Genomic DNA, 16,552 nt, shown 5'->3' on the forward strand with positions numbered 1-16,552 from the left:
GATGGATTCCCCCAGCCTGAAACAGCAGCGCTCCGAGTACGTGGACGCTTTTCAGCGCGCCGAAGTGGTGGCCGAGCGCGGGCGCCTGCTGTGGCTGGGGGAGTGGCCTACCTGGCTGCTGATCGTCGTGATCTACGGCGGCTGGTTCCTGACGCTGACCTACTGGCGCCAGATCGGCGACGTGCCGGCCACCTTGCTGATGATCTGGTGGTGCGCCTGGTATATGTCGCTCCAGCATGAACTGATCCACGGCCATCCCACGCCGTGGGCCTGGGTCAACCGCCTGTTCGGCTATGCGCCGCTGGCGATCTGGTATCCATATCGCCTGTACCGCGACAGCCATCTGCGCCACCACATCGACTTCCACCTGACGATGCCGGCGCTCGACACCGAGAGCTATTACGTGTCGCCCGCCGTGTGGGCAGGCCTGAGCAAGCCGGTGCAACTGCTGTACTGGTTCAACAAGACTTTCTGGGGACGGCTGCTGGTGGGGCCGGCGATCGCCGTCGCCGCCGCGTGGAGCGAGGCGCTGCGCCAGCCCCTGCGCGGCGAGTGGCGCAACGTGCCGATGTGGCTGATCCACTTCGCCATGCTGGGCGGGCTGCTGTGGTGGGTGCATGCGGCGTTCGGCATGTCGCCGCTGTACTACGTGCTGGCGATCTCGTATCCGGCGCAGTCGCTGACGATGATACGGTCCTACTACGAGCATCGCCCGGCGGCGGAGCACAAGCAGCGCATCGTGCTCAATGAGGCGGGCTTCGTGTTCCGGGTGCTATTCCTGAACAATAACCTGCATCTGGTGCACCATGACCTGCCATCCTTGCCGTGGTATCTGCTGCCGCGCGTGTACCGCGCGCGGCGGGCGGCTTACAATACGCGCAGCGGCGGCTTCCATCTGCACGGCTACGGAGAGCTGATGCGCCGCTTCGGCTTCACGCCGGTCGATGCACCGGTCCACCCGAACATGCCCGACACATGAACTGGAAATTCGCCCTGCCGATGTACAACGTCTCGCCGCGCATCCAGCACGGATACGAGGCGCTGCTGCTGGCGCTGGCCGACGAAACGGGCGTGCGGGCCGAATTGGCGCGGCCGGCGGACCTGCCGGCGTTCTGGCGCCAACCGGACGTGCTGCTGACCCAGACCTGTGGATATCCCTACTTGACACAGTTGCGCGACCATGTGACCCTGCTGGCCACCCCGTGCTTCGACTTTCCCGGCTGCGAGGGCAGCGACTATTCCAGCTTCATCGTCGCGCGCGAGGGCGGCGGCATCCGCAGCCTGGCCGATGCGCGCGGGCGCGTCGCGGCGGTCAACGATGCGCAATCGAACAGCGGCATGAACGTGCTGCGGCACGCCGTGGCGCGCTGGTCGCTGGATGGACGCTACTTCGAATCGGTGAAGTGGTCCGGCAGCCACGCGGCCAGCTTGCGCATGGTGCGCGAAGGCGCGGCCGCGGTTGCGTCCATCGATTGCGTGACCTTCGGCTATTTGATGCAGGAAGACCCCGCGAGTCTGCGGGGTTTGACCATTTTGCAGCATTCGGCGCCGTCGCCGGGATTGCCGTGGGTTGCAAGCCGCAAGGCGCCTGCGGAGTTGACGGCGCGCTTGCGTGCCGCCTTGCTGGAACCCGCGCCGGCATTGCGCGCGCTCTGCGACAGCCTGCGTATCCGGGGCTTCGAGCAGCGCAGCGACGCCGATTACGGTCGCATCCTGCAAATCGAGGCCGAGGCGCAAGCCGCCGGGTATCCAGACCTGGCTTAACGGGGTAGCGAATTGCATGCGTTGCGTTTTAGTAGCAATGCGGCGTAAATTCTCGCTTTGTTATTTTGCGGTAATACCGTTCCGCTATACTGGCCTATGGCCGCACAGACGGCTGGCTTTTTCCTCACTCCTCCACTTCTATGGACAGTCACCATGACTATTACAAAGCGCTTGATCTTGACTTTGTCATTGGCGTTACTCGCGCTGATTTTCGTCGGCATTACCGGCCTTACCCAACTGTCCCGAGCGCAGCAGCGCCTCGATATGGTGCAAACCCGTTTAATCCCCAGCATCGCCGGCCTGAACATGGCCAAAGGCTTTCTTGCTGATAGCCGCCTGGCCGGCTACCGCCTGTCGGTGTTCTCCAACCTGGCCGACAAGACTGCCCTGGACAAAGCCTACAACGAGGCCCACGCCAAGTTCGACGAAGTCATCGCGACCTATGAAAAGGAACGCATCTTCGACGACACCGACCGCAAGATGCTGGAAGCGGACAAGGCCAACATGGCGGCCTACCGCCAGGCGCTGATACCGTTCCTGGCCGGCGCCCACGCCGGCGACATGGACGCGGTGCGCGCCACGCTGCTGGCCGGCACGCCGCTGGCGCTGTCCGCCGGCGCCGTCAAGAAAGGCTTCGACGACCATATCGCCTACAACAATAAGCTGATCAGCGACGTGCGCGAGGAGAGCGACGCCGCCTATAAATTCGCCTTCCGCCTGATGGTGAGCGTGGTGATCCTGGGCCTGCTGGTGACCGGCGCGCTGGCGTGGCAGCTGTACGTCATCATCAAAGGCAGCCTGGCGTCGATCCGCGATACGCTGGAAGACGTGAGCCAGTCGCTGGACCTGACGCACCAGATCAAGGTGGAGCGCATGGATGAAATCGGCCACACCGCCGTGGCGTTCAACAAGCTGCTGGAGCAGATCGCCGGCGTGATCGACGCCGTGCGCGCATCGACCATCGCCGTCGGCACAGCGTCGCAGGAAATCGCCAGCGGCACCGGCGACCTGTCGCAGCGCACCTCGTCGCAGGCGGCGGCGCTGGAGCAGACCGCGGCGAGCATGGAGCAGCTGACGTCCACCGTCGGCCAGAACGCCGACAACGCCCGCCAGGCCAACCAGCTGGCGCGTTCGGCGTCGGACGTGGCGGCGCAGGGCGGCACGGTGGTGGAGCAGGTGGTGGTGACGATGGGATCGATCAACGAATCGTCGCGCAAGATCGTCGACATTATTTCGGTCATCGACGGCATCGCCTTCCAGACCAACATCCTGGCGCTGAACGCGGCGGTGGAAGCGGCGCGGGCGGGTGAGCAGGGCCGTGGCTTCGCGGTGGTGGCGACCGAGGTGCGCAACCTGGCGCAGCGCTCGGCCGCTGCGGCCAAGGAGATCAAGGCGCTGATCGACGACTCGGTGGAGAAGGTCGGTTCCGGCACCAGGCTGGTGGAGCAGGCCGGCACGACGATGCATGAAGTCGTCGCCAGCATCAAGCAGGTGACCGACATCGTCGGCGAGATCAGCGCGGCTACGCAGGAGCAGAACGACGGCATCGCCCAGGTGCACCAGGCGGTGACGCAGATGGATCAGACCACGCAGCAGAATTCGGCGCTGGTGGAAGAAACCGCCGCCGCCGCGCAGACCCTGCGCGACCAGGCGGACAAGCTGGAGCAAGTCGTCAGCGCGTTCAAGATCAACGCTTCGGCTGCGGCGTATGCGCCGCCGAAGCGCCCGGTGCGCGCCGCTGCGCCGGTAGTGGCGACGCTGCCCAAGGCACCGCGTCCTCCCAAGGCCGCCGCCCAGCCTGCGGCCGCGCCGAAGAAGCTGAAGGTCAGCGCGGCTGCCAGCAAGGACGAGTGGGAAGAGTTCTGACCGGCGGTGTTTAGCGAGTTGTGCTAACATTTGCAGACCATGAAACTGTCACAACCGACGCGCTTGATCGCGGCCATCATTATGCTGTTCAGCTTGCTGTTTGCGCAGCTGGCTGTTTCGGCTTATGCCTGCCCGGTGCTGGATAAGCCGCAGACGGTGGAGGCGGTCAGCATGGCGAGCATGCCCGGCTGCACCGACATGAACATGGACAAGAGCAGTCCTGCTTTGTGCGGCGCGCACTGCGACACGGGACATCAGTCGCCGGACACTTCCGGCGCGCCAGTTGTCCAGTCGTTCGTGCCCTGCAGCCTGGAAGTTGTGCTTCCCCGCATCGAACTCTCCTTTCAGTCCCTCGCTTCCTCGCTCGAATCCGTACCGCTGACACGCGCCACGGCACCGCCCTTGGCCATCCGCCACTGCTGTTTCCGCATTTAATCCTCCAGACCGCCTAGTTCGTCACTGCTACGCCGCATCCGGCGCGCGCGGTGTTGTCCATCGCATTCTGGAGATATCATGTCACCCCCGCTTTCCGTGCCTTTCACTGCGCGAGTTGCCCGTCTTCGGATCGCCCCGAAGGCCGCGCTCGCGCTCTCACTCATCGCCGCTGCCTATGGCGCACTGGCGGCGCCGCAGCCGCAGCCGCTGACACTCGGCGAAGCCCAGCAGCGGGCCGTCGCCCGCTCGCGCCAACTGGGCGCTCAAGACCAGGCCGTCAACGCCGCCAATGAGATGGCGGTCGCCGCCGGCCAACTGCCCGATCCGGTTCTGAAGGTGGGCATCGACAATTTGCCTGTCAGCGGTCCCGATCGCCTTAGCCTGGGCAACGACTTCATGACCATGCGCCGAATCGGGCTGTCGCAGGAGCTGACGCGCGCCGACAAGCTGCACTGGCGGTCTGCGCGGTATCAGATCGAAGGCGATAAGGCGCTGGCGCAAAAGCAGGTGGCGCTGGCCGCCATCCAGCGCGACACCGCCATCGCCTGGATGGAGGTTTTCTATACCGAAGAAATGGCCGGCGCAGTGTCGGCACAGGCGGCCGTGTCGCGCCAGGAAATCGAAGCCGCCGAAGCAGCCTACCGTGGTGGGCGCGGCAGCTCGGCCGATATCCTCGCAGCCCGGTCCGCATTGCTCGCGCTCGATGACCGGACCAGCGAGATCCGGCGCCGACAGCGCGCCGCCCATACCATGCTGGCCCGGTGGACAGGTGACGATACCCCGGTGGCGGGCGCGCCGGATATCGAGCATATTCGCCTGGACCCCGCCTCACTCGACGCCGATCTCGCGCACCACCCGGAGATTGCGGTCCTGAACAAACAAGAGGATATCGCGCAAGCCGACGCCAACCTGGCACGGGCGAACCGGCACACCGACTGGAGCGTCGAAGTCGCGTTCCAGCAGCGTGGCTCCGCCTACTCGAACATGGTCTCGGTCGGCATTTCGGTGCCGCTGCAGTGGGACCGGAAGAACCGGCAGGACCGTGAACTGGCGGCCAAGCTCGCCCTGGTCGAGCAAACGAAGGCTGAACGCGATGAGATGCTGCGCGAACATGTCGCCGGGACCCGCACCATGCTCATCGCGTGGCAGAGCGGCCTGGAGCGAATTGCCCGCTACACGCGCGAGTCGTTGCCGCTGGCTGCCGAGCGCAGCCAGGCGGTGCTGGTCGCCTATCGCGGTGGGAAAGCGAGCTTGGCCGAGGTGCTGGCCGCGCGGCGCGGCGAGGTGGATGTTCGCCTTCAGTCGCTGGAGCTTGGGCTGGAGACATCACGCCTGTGGGCACAACTGAACTTTCTCTTTCCCGAGGGCGGAGCCGCCCAGCACTCTGTCACCGACCGCAACCAGGAATCCAAATGAAGAGCAAGAATATTCTCGCGGCGATCGCCGCCATTGCCATCGCGGCCGGCGGATACAGCGCTTATCGGTTTGGCGTGCACCAAGGTATGCTGGCCAAGCCGGAACACGCCGACGCAGCCACGGACGCCGGCGGCACCGGCAAGACGCCGCTTTACTGGCACGATCCGATGGTGCCCGGCCAGAAGTTCGACCAACCCGGCAAGTCACCGTTCATGGACATGCAGCTCGTGCCGGTCTACGCTGGCGCCGACGGCGATGACGGCGCCGTCTCCGTCAGTCCGCGCGTCCAGCAGAATCTGGGCGTGCGGACGGCCATCGTCGCTGCCGGCAGCTTGCCCTCCGGGATCGTGGCCGTCGGCAGCGTCGCGTACAACGAGCGCGACGTGGCGCTGGTTCAAGCCCGCAGCAACGGGTTTATCGAGCGCCTGTATGTCCGCGCCGCGCTCGATCCCGTCAAGCAGGGACAGCCGCTGGCTGAGCTGTATGTGCCCGACTGGATTGCGGCGCAGGAAGAATACCTGGCGGCCCGCCGCATGCAAGGCGGCGATACCGCATCGCTGGTCGACGGCGCCCGCCAGCGCATGCGTTTGGCCGGCATGACCGATGGGCAGATCCGGCTGGTCGAATCAAGCGGCAAAGTTCATCCGCGCATCACCATCTCCGCGCCAGTCAGTGGCGTGGTCGCGGAGCTGGGCGCCCGCGAAGGCATGACCGTGACATCGGGAGCGCAGCTGTTCCGCATCAATGGCCTTGCCACGGTCTGGGTGAACGCGGACCTGCCGGAGAACGTGGCGGCCAAAGTGCGGCCCGGCGATGCCGTCGAGGCGCGCTCGCCTGCGCTGCCGGGAAGCGTCTTCAAAGGCAAGGTTGGTGCGGTGTTGCCGGAGGTGAGCGCCGCCACGCGCACGCTCAAGGCACGGATTGAACTGGCGAACACTGGCGGACAACTGGTCCCCGGCATGTTCGCCACGGTCACCTTCGCCTCCACTCGCGCCACCGACGTGCTGCTGGTGCCGTCGGAGGCGGTCATCCAGACCGGCACGCGTAGCGTTGTCATCCTGGCGCAGGACGGCGGAAAGTTCCAGCCGGTCGATGTCGAACTGGGTGGTGAAGGCAATGGCCAGACCGAGATCCGCAAGGGCCTGACCGCCGGGCAGAAGATTGTCCTGTCGGGCCAGTTCCTGCTCGATTCAGAGGCCAGTCTGAAGGGAACGACGACCCGCATGGGCGAAGCGGGAGCGAAGCAATGATCGCGAAACTGATACGCTGGTCGATCACCAACCGCTTCCTGGTCCTGCTGGCGACTGTGTTCATCGCCGGCTGGGGAGTATGGTCGCTGGCGCGCACGCCGCTCGACGCCATCCCGGACTTGTCCGACGTGCAGGTGATCATCCGCACCACCTATCCGGGCCAGGCGCCGCAGATCGTCGAGAACCAGGTGACCTATCCGCTGACCACCACCATGCTGTCGGTGCCTGGTGCGAAGACGGTGCGCGGCTACTCCTTCTTCGGCGACTCCTTCGTGTATATCCTGTTCGAAGACGGCACCGATCCTTACTGGGCCAGGTCGCGCGTGCTGGAATACTTGAACCAGGTGCAAGCGCGCCTGCCGGCGCAGGCGAAGACCGCGCTTGGCCCGGACGCGACCGGCGTGGGCTGGATCTACGAATACGCGCTGGTCGACCGCAGCGGCAAGCTCGACCTCTCGCAGCTGCGCGCCTTCCAGGACTGGTTCCTGAAGTTCGAGCTGAAGGCGGTGCCCAACGTTTCCGAAGTGGCCAGCGTGGGCGGCATGGTACGCCAATACCAGATCGTGCTCGATCCCGATAAGCTGCGCTCCTACGCCATCCCGCATGGCAAGGTGATCGAGGCCGTGCAGCGCGCCAATCAGGAAAGCGGCGGCTCTGTGATGGAGTTGGGCGAGGCCGAGTACATGGTGCGCGCCTCCGGCTATTTGCAGTCGCTCGACGACTTCCGGAAGATTCCGCTGATGACGACGGATGCCGGGGTATCGGTGCGCCTGGGGGACGTGGCCCGCGTGGAGCTGGGACCGGAGATGCGGCGCGGGATCGCCGACCTCGACGGCCAAGGCGAAGTCGCCGGTGGCGTGATTGTCATGCGCTCCGGGAAGAACGCGCTGGAAACCATCGAAGCCGTCAAGGCCAAATTCGCGAAACTAAAATCGAGCCTGCCCGCTGGCGTAGAAATCGTTCCGGTGTACGACCGTTCCAACCTGATCAAACGCGCGGTCAACAATCTGGAGCACAAGCTGATCGAGGAATTCATCGTCGTCGCGGTGGTCTGCGCGATCTTCCTGTTCCATATTCGCTCGGCGCTGGTGGCGATCGTCTCGCTGCCACTGGGGATATTGATCGCTTACATCGTCATGTCCTACCAGGGCGTGAACGCCAACATCATGTCCCTGGGCGGCATCGCGATCGCCATCGGCGCCATGGTTGACGCGGCGGTCGTGATGATCGAGAACGCCCACAAGCATATCGAGGCGTGGAATCACGCCCACCCAGGCCAGAAGCTGGCCGGCGACGCTCAGTGGGCGGTGATCGGCGATGCGGCGGCCGAAGTCGGCCCGGCGCTGTTCTTCTCGCTGCTGATCATCGTGCTGTCCTTCATTCCGGTGTTCACGCTGGAGGCGCAGGAGGGACGATTGTTCGCACCGCTGGCTTTCACGAAAACCTATGCGATGGCGGCGGCGGCCGGCCTGGCGGTGACGCTGATCCCGGTGTTGATGGGCTACCTGATCCGTGGACGCATCCCGGATGAACAGCAAAACCCGCTGAACCGATGGTTGATCGCACTCTACCGGCCTTTGCTGGAAATCGTGTTGCGCCGCCCGAAGGCCACCCTGGTTGCGGCGGGCGTGATCGCGCTGATGACGATCTGGCCGATGTCGCGTCTGGGCGGTGAGTTCATGCCGCCGTTGGACGAGGGCGACCTGTTGTACATGCCGTCGGCGCTGCCCGGCATCGGCGTCGGCAAGGTCGCACAGCTGCTACAGCAGACCGACCGCCTGATCAAGACCGTGCCGGAAGTGCAAACCGTGTTCGGCAAGGCCGGCCGGGCCGAGTCAGCCACCGATCCGGCGCCGCTGGAGATGTTCGAGACGACCATCCAGTTCAAGCCGCGTGAGCAGTGGCGGCCAGGCATGACCACCGACAAGCTGGTCGAAGAACTTGACCGCATCGTCAAAGTACCGGGGCTGTCCAACATCTGGGTACCGCCGATCCGCAATCGCATCGACATGCTGGCCACGGGCATCAAGAGCCCGGTCGGCGTCAAGGTGGCCGGCGCGAGCCTGCAGGAGATCGACCGCATCACCGGGGAGATAGCGCGGGTCGTCAAGCGCGTGCCCGGCGTGTCGTCGGCGCTCGCCGAGCGGCTCAACGGCGGGCGCTACGTCGATATCCATATCGACCGCGACGCGGCGGCGCGCTATGGCCTGAACATCGCCGACGTGCAAAGCATCGTGTCGAGCGCCATCGGTGGCGACAACGTCGGCGAGACGGTTGAGGGCCTGCAGCGCTTTCCGATCAATGTGCGTTATCCGCGCGAGGTGCGCGACTCGGTCGAGAAGTTACGCCAGCTGCCGGTGCTGACCGGGCGCGGCGCGCAGATACGGCTCGGTGACGTGGCTACGATCCGTATCAATGATGGCCCGCCGATGCTCAAGAGCGAGAACGCACGCCTGTCGGGTTGGGTGTACGTCGACATCCGGGGCCGGGATCTTAGCTCTGCCGTGCATGAGATGCAGCAGCTTGTCGCCAGGGAGGTGATACTTCCGGCCGGCTACTCGGTGTCCTGGTCGGGGCAATTCGAATACCTGGAGCGCGCGACCGCAAAGCTCAAGGTCGTCGTGCCCATGACTTTGCTCATTATCTTCGTGCTGCTATATCTGACCTTCAAGCGCATCGACGAGGCGGCGCTGATCATGGCGACGTTGCCGTTCGCTCTGGCGGGAGGTATCTGGCTGCTGTGGGCACTGGGGCACAATCTGTCGGTCGCGAGCGGCGTCGGCTTCATTGCGCTGGCGGGCGTGTCGGCCGAGTTTGGTGTGATCATGCTGCTGTATCTGAAGCACGCGTGGGAAGCCCGGCTGGCGCAAGGCACTCCAGGCGAGGCCGACCTGCTTGACGCCGTACGCGAGGGCGCCGTTCTACGTGTCAGGCCGAAGGCGATGACGGTCGCCGTGATCATCGCCGGCCTGGTTCCGGTCATGATCGGAACCGGCACAGGCTCCGAGGTGATGCAGCGTATCGCCGCGCCGATGGTGGGCGGCATGATCACCGCGCCGCTCCTGTCGATGTTCGTGGTGCCGGCCGTGTATCTGCTGATACGGCGCAGGGCTATCCGCGCTGCATAAGGCACGCTGGCTAGAAGTTCTTGACCAGCGTCGCCCGCAGCGAGCGCGATTCGATGGGGTGGAAGTGGATGTCGTTGACCGCCGCCGCTTCGCCCTTCAGTTGCGACGGGTAGTAGTAGTCGATCGCGGAGTCGCGGCGGTTGGTCAGGTTGAAGGCTTCCAGTTCCAGCGTCAGGCCCTTGCGGAGCTTCCATCCGAAGCGGGCGTTCAACGTCAGGCTGGCCTTGGAGCGCACGCTGTTGTCTTCGATGAGTGGACGCGGTCCGAAATAGCGTAGCTTCAGCGCGCCCGAATACGGGCCGCCGTCGTCCACGGTCAGCGCCAGCTGGCCGGTGCCTTCGATGGCGCCGGGGATGTAGTCGTCTTCCGGCGCGCCTTCCAGCTTTTCATCGCGCGAACGGGCGCGCGCGTAGGCCAGGTCCAGGTCGACCGACAGCCATTTCAGCGGCTTGTAGTAGTTCGACAGCTCCACGCCGTAGCGGCGGCTCGGCCGTCCCGCCTCGGTGGTGCCGGCGTCGCCCACGAAGCTCAACTCCGAATCGAAATCCAGCCGGTACACCGACAGCGACGACTGCAGGCCGGGCAGCCAGCTGCTGCGCGCGCCCAGTTCCATGCCGCGCGAACGCACCAGCGGCGACACCTTGTCGACCGCCTCGCCGGTCTTGGGATCGATGCGGATGGTGGCGCCGCGCGCGTCGTTGCTGTGGAAGCCGTTGCCGATGTTGGCGTACAGTTCCGCCGTCTGCCACGGGCCGTAGATCAGGCTCAGGCTCGGACTCACCAGATGGTCGCCGGCCTTGCCGGAGTTGGCCGCCAGGTCGCTGCGGACGTCGAAGCGGTAGCTGTCGAAGCGCGCGCCCGTCACAGTGCGGAAGGCGCTGTTCCAGCGCATGCTGTTCTCGACGTACAGGCCGGCGCTGGATTCGACGATGTGATCCTGCCGCACCACAGCCAGCGGCTGGCGCGCCTGCGTGGTCAGCAGGCCGTTGAAGATATTATCGTTTTGCAGCTGGATGCCGATGGTGGTGGCGCTGTCGCCGCCGGCCAGGTGCTGGTGCCAGCTGTGGCTCGCATTGAGGCCGCTGGTGACGCGCTTGTCCGGCTGCGCGAACTGGTCGCCGTGCACCGGATCGTCCATGAAGTAGGTGAAGTTGGAATACAGGTCCAGCTGGTTGGCGATGATGTAGGCGTTGACCCGGGAGGCGCTGTCCTCGCTGGTGCGGCGCCAGCCGCCGGACAGGCTGTATCGATGCGACTTGCCGCCGTCGGTGGGATCGATGGCGTCGTAGCGGCCCATCTGGCCGTCATGCACGGCGCGCAGCGGTATCTGGTCGGTCGAGTTCCAGTCGGCGCGGTAGGCCATCAGGCTGACGTTGTAGCCGTTGTTGGCATAGCCTTCGCTGTAGCGCAGCACCGCGTTTAGTTTCTGGTAGTCGTCGGGATGCGTGTAGGGGCCGTCGTTGTGCAGCGCTTCAATCGCGTACAGCAGGCTGCCTTGGCCGGCTTCCAGCGAATCGGCCAGCAGCGCGCGGGCGTAGCCGTTCTGGCCGGCCGACACGCTGGCCACGCCTTGCAGCAAACGGTTGGCATACACCACCGATGCTGTGCCGGCCGAGGCGAAATCGCCTTCGCCGGCGGAGTAGGGACCCTTTTTGTAATCGAGCCGCACCGCCAGTTCCGGTATCAGGAAATTCAAATCGGTCCAGCCTTGGCCATGCGCGTGGCTGCGCTGGTTGACGGGCATGTCGTCGACGGTGGTGCGCAGGTCGGTGCCATGATCGAGATTGAAGCCGCGCAGGTAGAACTGGTTGGCCTTGCCTTCGCCGCTGTGCTGGCTGACGATCAGGCCGGGCGCCGCTTCAAGGATTTCGCCGGGGCGGTAGACGGTGCGCGCGGCCAGTTCCTGCTGCGAGATGCTGCCGGCGCTGGCGGCATCGACCACGCCCAGCTGGTTGCTGCGCGAGCCTTCGACCAGCACCCGTTGCAGAATCTGGTCGTCGGCCTGCGCCGAGCCGAATGCCAGCAACAGCAGATATTTAACGGGTGGTTTGATCGATGCTGCCTTGATCGAAGATGAGAGTCTGGACAGGGCCATCGGCTTGCAGGTTGACTGTGTTTTTTTGCGATGGCAGGAAGTCTATCAGCAAGGCGTTGTGGATGCGAGTGGCCCGCGCCAGTTTTTTGCCTTCGATCTCCTGGAAGATGACGACGCTGTCGGCGTCCGCCTTTACGCCCACCCAGTGCAGCGGCAGGCGCTGGCGGTCCGGGTCTTCCAGGTAGAACTGCCGCTCGACGTAGCGGCGCAGCGGTGCTTCGCTGTCCGCCTGGCCAAGGTCGAAATTGCGGCCGTAGAGATTCGTCAGCAGCAGCGCCACGTCGTGCGCCGTGTAGGTGTGCACGATCTCGGTGTTGCCGGTGCGGTCGTTGTAGCTGATGTCGGCTATGCCCATGTGAAAATTATGGGCGTTCGCCGCCGTGCCGGCAAACGCCAGCACGGCAGCTACGGTCAGGCGTAAAGCGCGCAGCATCATTCGGCCGACGAGTCCTTGGACGATTTGTCGCCCTTGCCCTTGAGCGGCGTATTGAAGTCGCGCATCAGGTTGTTGCGGTCACGCTCGGTCTTGAACAGCTCCATGCGCGACTGCGTCACCTTGCGCGGCCAGCTGTTGTTGCTGGTGTCGATGTCGGCGGTTTCCCAGAACGGATCTTGGGTCAGGCCCACCATCGGCTCGTCGGTGACGATCAACTTGGTGATCTTCTTCGGCGAGTAGCGCCATACCTCGGCCGGAATGCGCTCGATGTACTTCTTGCCGCTCTTGAGTTCCACCTCCAGGATCAGCGGCATCACCAGGCCGCCGAGATTAGAGAAGTCCACCAGGTACAGGTGCTTGCCCTGGTCCAGCAGCTTCCTCTCCCACGGCTCCAGCTTCTCGATCGCTTCGTTGTAGGTGTTGCGGTCCTTGTTGGTGACGGTGAACTCGTCATGCTCGTTGTAGAAGTCCTTCAGCTCAGGATGGTCGCTCAGGCGCTTGGGCAGCGGCTTGTTGCGCTGCTCGGAGATCGACACCGGCTCCGCTTCCTTCTGCGCTTTTTTCCAGGCCTTTTCCTTTTCCGGATCCTTGGTGCTCACGCCGTATTCGCTGATGCCGTCGATGCTGATGTCCACCGCGTCGGTGGTGTAGAACCAGCCGCGCCAGAACCAGTCAAGGTCGGTGCCGGAAGCGTCTTCCATGGTGCGGAAGAAGTCGGCCGGGGTAGGGCGCTTGAACTTCCAGCGGCGCGCGTATTCCTTGAAGGCGTAGTCGAACAGGTCGCGGCCCAGGATGGTCTCGCGCAGGATGTTCAAGCCGGTGGCCGGCTTGGCATAGGCGTTGTTCCCGAACTGGAGCAGCGACTCCGAGTTGGTCATGATCGGCACCTGGTTCTGGCTGCGCATGTAGTCGACGATGTTGCGCGGCTCGCCGCGGCGCGACGGGTAGTTGTCTTCCCATGCCTGCTCGGCCAGGTATTGCACGAAGGTGTTCAGGCCTTCATCCATCCAGGTCCACTGGCGTTCGTCCGAGTTGATGATCATCGGGTAGTAGTTGTGGCCTACCTCGTGGATGATCACGCCGATCAGGCCATACTTGGTCTGCTGCGACCAGGTGAGGGCGCCGGTCTTCTTGTCCTTGGCCGGACGCGGGCCGTTGAAGGAGATCATCGGATACTCCATGCCGCCGACCGGGCCGTTGACCGAGATCGCGGTTGGGTATGGATAGTCGAAGCTGTACTTGTTGTACTGGTCGATGGTGTGGATGATGGCCTGGGTGCTGTACTTGCCCCACAGCGGATTGCCTTCCTTCGGATAGTAGGACATCGCCATCACGTTGGTGGAATCCTTCTTGAAGCCCTGCGCGTCCCAGATGAATTTGCGGCTGGAGGCCCAGGCGAAGTCGCGCACGTTGGCGGCCTTGAAGTGCCAGGTCTTGGAGGCCTTGCTGACGGATTTCTCTGCCTTCTCGGCTTCTTCCTGCGTGACGATGACCACCGGCGCGGTCGCGGTCTTCGCCTTGGCCAGGCGGTCGCGCTGCGCTGCGGACAGCACGTCGTTGGGGTTTTGCAGTTCGCCGGTGGAGGCCACCACGTGGTCGGCCGGCACGGTCAGCTGCACGTCGTAGTCGCCGAATTCCAGCGTGAATTCGCCGGAGCCCAGGAACTGCTTGTGCTGCCAGCCCATCACATCGTAGTAGGCCGCCATGCGCGGATACCATTGGGCGATCTCGAACAGGTCGTTCTTGTCGTCTTCGAAGTGCTCGTAGCCGGAACGGCCGCCCAGCACCTGCTGTTCGTTGATGTTATAGGACCAGTCGATATTGAAGGCGAAGCTCTGGCCCGGCTTCAATGGCGTCGGCAGGTCGATGCGCATCATGGTGCGGTTGATGGTGTACTTCAGCGGCTGGCCGCCGGCGGCCACGGACTTGATGTTGTAGCCGCCGTCGAATTCGCGGCCGGCCAGGATGCCGCGCATGCCTTCGAACTTGTAGCCGTCTTCCGGCGTGCGCGACTTGGCCCATGCTTCGCGCGAAGGCTGCGTCAGCATCATGCGGGCGTCGGAATCTTTTTTGTAGATGTTCTGGTCGAGCTGCACCCACAGGTAGCTCAGCGTATCGGGCGAGTTGTTGTGGTAGTTGATTTGCTCGCTGCCGGTGATGGCGCGCCTGGCTTCATCGAGAGAGGCGCGGATCGTGTAGTCCGCGCGCTGCTGCCAGTAGGCGGCGCCGGGCGCGCCGGAGGCGGTGCGGTAGGAGTTGGCGGTGGGGAGAATTTCGTCGAGTTGGCGGAACTTGTCGTCGAATGGCTCCGCTGCAAATGCGGATGCCGTCAAGCAAAGGGCGATGAAGCCGATACTCTTGCGCATAGTTTGTATTCCTGATGATTTCCCGAATAAAGGAGGCTAGTGTATAGCAACTTTTCAAAGAATTACCATGCGATACAATAAAATACAAACTAAGTGGCAGTTTTCATTTTTGCTTATTTGATTTCACGGTGCTGGTCCTGGAAAGCGTGGTGGGCGTCGTCGGTGGCGCTCATCGCGGCCGACGGCAGGTCCAGCCGCATCAGACGGGAGCCCTTGCCGCTGCTGGCTCGCGGCCATTCCGGCAGGCCCGCGCCGTTGGGATTTCCGGTCTTGATGAAGTTGGCGAAGTAGGCCTGCATCTGCGTCGCCAGCGCGTAGTCGCCAGCGGTCCATGCATACACTTTATTTGACGCCAGGTTACCAAGCGCGTATTCGATTTCGACCGAATGGCCGGCGCCCGTCTGGCCCGGACGCGGGTGCGAATAGTAGTAGCGATAGACCGGCTGGCCACTGGTGCGCGCGTGCGTGTCGATCCATTTCCAGGTGCCGTGGGAGATGAACAGGTCGCCGGCGAGATCGGTCGCGGCCTGCATTACGTCGCCGCTGTAGGCTTGCTGCGCGGCCGGGGCGCGCTCGCGGTACATCGTCTGCAGCATCTTGCTGAAGTTTTCCGGCGTCGGTTCGGCGTCGCCCAGCACCTGCTTGTAGTAGCCTTCCTGCGAGTTCCATCCTGCCAACAGCGGCACCTTGGCCTGCTGGCCGGCGGCGTAGAGGTCGACCGGACTGCGTGGCAGTACATAGCCGTCCTGGATGGCGGCGAGCCATGGCGCGTCCGGCCGCTTCAGTGTGTCCAGCAGCTGCTGGGCGGGCATGGCGCGCAGCGCGGCCAGTTTTGGGGCGCCGATTTTTTCGGCGAAGTCGGCGCCGTTCTTTTCTGCGAGCGCCAGCGGCAGCGGGGCGTTCAGGCCAAGCAGCGAACCGCTCTCGCCGATGGCGCCTGCGATCAAGCCCTTGGCCAACGGCGACATCATCTGCGCGCTGACCGACCACGATCCGGCCGATTCGCCGGCGATGGTGACCCGCGCGGGATCGCCGCCGAAGGCCGCGATATTCTTCGCCACCCATTGCAGCGCCGCCGCCTGGTCCATCAGGCCGTAGTTGCCGGAGGCCTTATGCGGCGATTCGGCCGTCAGTTCGGGGTGGGCCAGGAAGCCGAAGATATTGAGCCGGTAGTTGACGGTCAGCGTGACGATGCCTTTGGCGGCCATGCTGGCGCCGTCGTAGCGCGGCTCGGAACCGTCGCCCGCCGCGAAGCCGCCGCCGTAGAAGTAGACCAGCACCGGTAGCTTGTCCTTGGCCGACTTGGCGGGCGTCCAGACGTTCAGGTACAAGCAGTCTTCGCTGACGCCGTCGGAGCGGAACACCATGTCGCCGAACAGCGGCAGCTGCATGGCGCGCGGGCCGAAGTGGTCGGCCTTGCGCACGCCGCGCCACTTCTGCGCCGGTTGCGGCGCCTTCCAGCGCAGGTCGCCGACCGGCGGCGCCGCGAACGGTATCCCTTTATACGATTTGACGCCGGAAGCCTCCAAGGTACCCTCGACCACGCCGGTGGCGGTGGTGGCGCGCGGCGCGGCCGCGAAGGAGGGAACGGAGATCGCACTGAAAGCAGCCAGCAGCAAACCGAATTTATTCATGTCGTCATCGTGGAAGTTAAATGTCGACGCCTACTATAGCTGGAAGCACTTCCAGCTGCGATAACTTATTTGCGATTTGCCATACCAATCTGTTTGCGCATGATGGTCTATGGATGAATGTTTGATGCATACTGGTGGGAAGAAAAATCCATACATTTAAAC

Annotated in this window: 10 protein-coding genes and 1 pseudogene; 7 read left to right on the forward strand and 4 right to left on the reverse strand. The window is 64.1% G+C overall.

Annotation, left to right across the window (positions count from 1 at the left end; translation table 11 throughout):
• The first annotated feature begins 1 nt into the window (after nucleotide 1).
• From D0T21_RS03175 to D0T21_RS03205, 7 genes and pseudogenes are all read left to right on the forward strand, one after another.
• On the forward strand, nucleotides 2-979 hold the full coding sequence (locus D0T21_RS03175) for a fatty acid desaturase (RefSeq protein ID WP_116988373.1): 978 nt from the start codon (nucleotides 2-4) through the stop codon (nucleotides 977-979).
• Complete coding sequence (locus D0T21_RS03180) at nucleotides 976-1,764, forward strand: phosphate/phosphite/phosphonate ABC transporter substrate-binding protein (RefSeq protein WP_116988374.1); 789 nt, start codon at nucleotides 976-978, stop codon at nucleotides 1,762-1,764. Before D0T21_RS03175 ends, D0T21_RS03180 begins: the two co-directional genes overlap by 4 nt.
• 153 nt (nucleotides 1,765-1,917) lie before the next feature.
• Complete coding sequence (locus D0T21_RS03185; protein ID WP_116988375.1) at nucleotides 1,918-3,630, forward strand: methyl-accepting chemotaxis protein; 1,713 nt, start codon at nucleotides 1,918-1,920, stop codon at nucleotides 3,628-3,630.
• A 39-nt stretch (nucleotides 3,631-3,669) separates the two neighbouring features.
• The gene (locus tag D0T21_RS03190; RefSeq protein WP_147328020.1) at nucleotides 3,670-4,065 is read left to right on the forward strand and encodes a hypothetical protein; all 396 of its coding nucleotides are present in this window, start codon (nucleotides 3,670-3,672) and stop codon (nucleotides 4,063-4,065) included.
• Between the two features lie 78 nt (nucleotides 4,066-4,143).
• The gene (locus D0T21_RS03195) at nucleotides 4,144-5,481 is read left to right on the forward strand and encodes a TolC family protein (RefSeq protein ID WP_116988377.1); all 1,338 of its coding nucleotides are present in this window, start codon (nucleotides 4,144-4,146) and stop codon (nucleotides 5,479-5,481) included.
• Nucleotides 5,478-6,713: pseudogene (locus tag D0T21_RS03200) on the forward strand (efflux RND transporter periplasmic adaptor subunit); the annotation flags it as partial. The gene D0T21_RS03195 and the pseudogene D0T21_RS03200, both read left to right, overlap by 4 nt.
• Before the next feature lie 14 nt (nucleotides 6,714-6,727).
• Nucleotides 6,728-9,859: an efflux RND transporter permease subunit gene (locus D0T21_RS03205; RefSeq protein ID WP_116988379.1), complete on the forward strand. Its 3,132-nt coding sequence runs from the start codon at nucleotides 6,728-6,730 to the stop codon at nucleotides 9,857-9,859.
• 10 nt (nucleotides 9,860-9,869) lie between these two features.
• Here D0T21_RS03205 and D0T21_RS03210 read toward each other — a convergent pair whose 3' ends face one another.
• The 4 genes from D0T21_RS03210 to D0T21_RS03225 form a co-directional block, all read right to left on the reverse strand.
• On the reverse strand, nucleotides 9,870-11,954 hold the full coding sequence (locus D0T21_RS03210; protein WP_116988380.1) for a TonB-dependent receptor: 2,085 nt from the start codon (nucleotides 11,952-11,954) through the stop codon (nucleotides 9,870-9,872).
• On the reverse strand, nucleotides 11,896-12,390 hold the full coding sequence (locus D0T21_RS03215) for a DUF6702 family protein (RefSeq protein ID WP_116988381.1): 495 nt from the start codon (nucleotides 12,388-12,390) through the stop codon (nucleotides 11,896-11,898). The genes D0T21_RS03210 and D0T21_RS03215 overlap by 59 nt, the downstream gene beginning before the upstream one ends.
• Nucleotides 12,387-14,756, reverse strand: a complete 2,370-nt coding sequence (locus tag D0T21_RS03220; RefSeq protein WP_116994267.1) for a M1 family metallopeptidase — start codon at nucleotides 14,754-14,756, stop codon at nucleotides 12,387-12,389. Before D0T21_RS03220 ends, D0T21_RS03215 begins: the two co-directional genes overlap by 4 nt.
• Nucleotides 14,757-14,869: 113 nt before the next feature.
• Nucleotides 14,870-16,390, reverse strand: coding sequence for a carboxylesterase/lipase family protein (locus D0T21_RS03225; protein WP_116988383.1), 1,521 nt, complete (start codon nucleotides 16,388-16,390; stop codon nucleotides 14,870-14,872).
• Between the last annotated feature and the right edge of the window lie 162 nt (nucleotides 16,391-16,552).

Source organism: Duganella sp. BJB476 (assembly GCF_003416895.1).
Lineage (GTDB): Bacteria > Pseudomonadota > Gammaproteobacteria > Burkholderiales > Burkholderiaceae_D > Rugamonas.

Excerpts from the sequence above, each read along its gene's own strand:
- D0T21_RS03215 (WP_116988381.1), bottom strand. The coding sequence starts at position 12,390 with ATGATGCTGCGCGCTTTACGCCTGACCGTAGCTGCCGTGCTGGCGTTT.
- D0T21_RS03190 (WP_147328020.1), top strand. The coding sequence starts at position 3,670 with ATGAAACTGTCACAACCGACGCGCTTGATCGCGGCCATCATTATGCTG.
- D0T21_RS03220 (WP_116994267.1), bottom strand. The coding sequence starts at position 14,756 with ATGCGCAAGAGTATCGGCTTCATCGCCCTTTGCTTGACGGCATCCGCA.
- D0T21_RS03180 (WP_116988374.1), top strand. The coding sequence starts at position 976 with ATGAACTGGAAATTCGCCCTGCCGATGTACAACGTCTCGCCGCGCATC.
- D0T21_RS03205 (WP_116988379.1), top strand. The coding sequence starts at position 6,728 with ATGATCGCGAAACTGATACGCTGGTCGATCACCAACCGCTTCCTGGTC.
- D0T21_RS03185 (WP_116988375.1), top strand. The coding sequence starts at position 1,918 with ATGACTATTACAAAGCGCTTGATCTTGACTTTGTCATTGGCGTTACTC.
- D0T21_RS03225 (WP_116988383.1), bottom strand. The coding sequence starts at position 16,390 with ATGAATAAATTCGGTTTGCTGCTGGCTGCTTTCAGTGCGATCTCCGTT.
- D0T21_RS03210 (WP_116988380.1), bottom strand. The coding sequence starts at position 11,954 with ATGGCCCTGTCCAGACTCTCATCTTCGATCAAGGCAGCATCGATCAAA.
- D0T21_RS03175 (WP_116988373.1), top strand. The coding sequence starts at position 2 with ATGGATTCCCCCAGCCTGAAACAGCAGCGCTCCGAGTACGTGGACGCT.
- D0T21_RS03195 (WP_116988377.1), top strand. The coding sequence starts at position 4,144 with ATGTCACCCCCGCTTTCCGTGCCTTTCACTGCGCGAGTTGCCCGTCTT.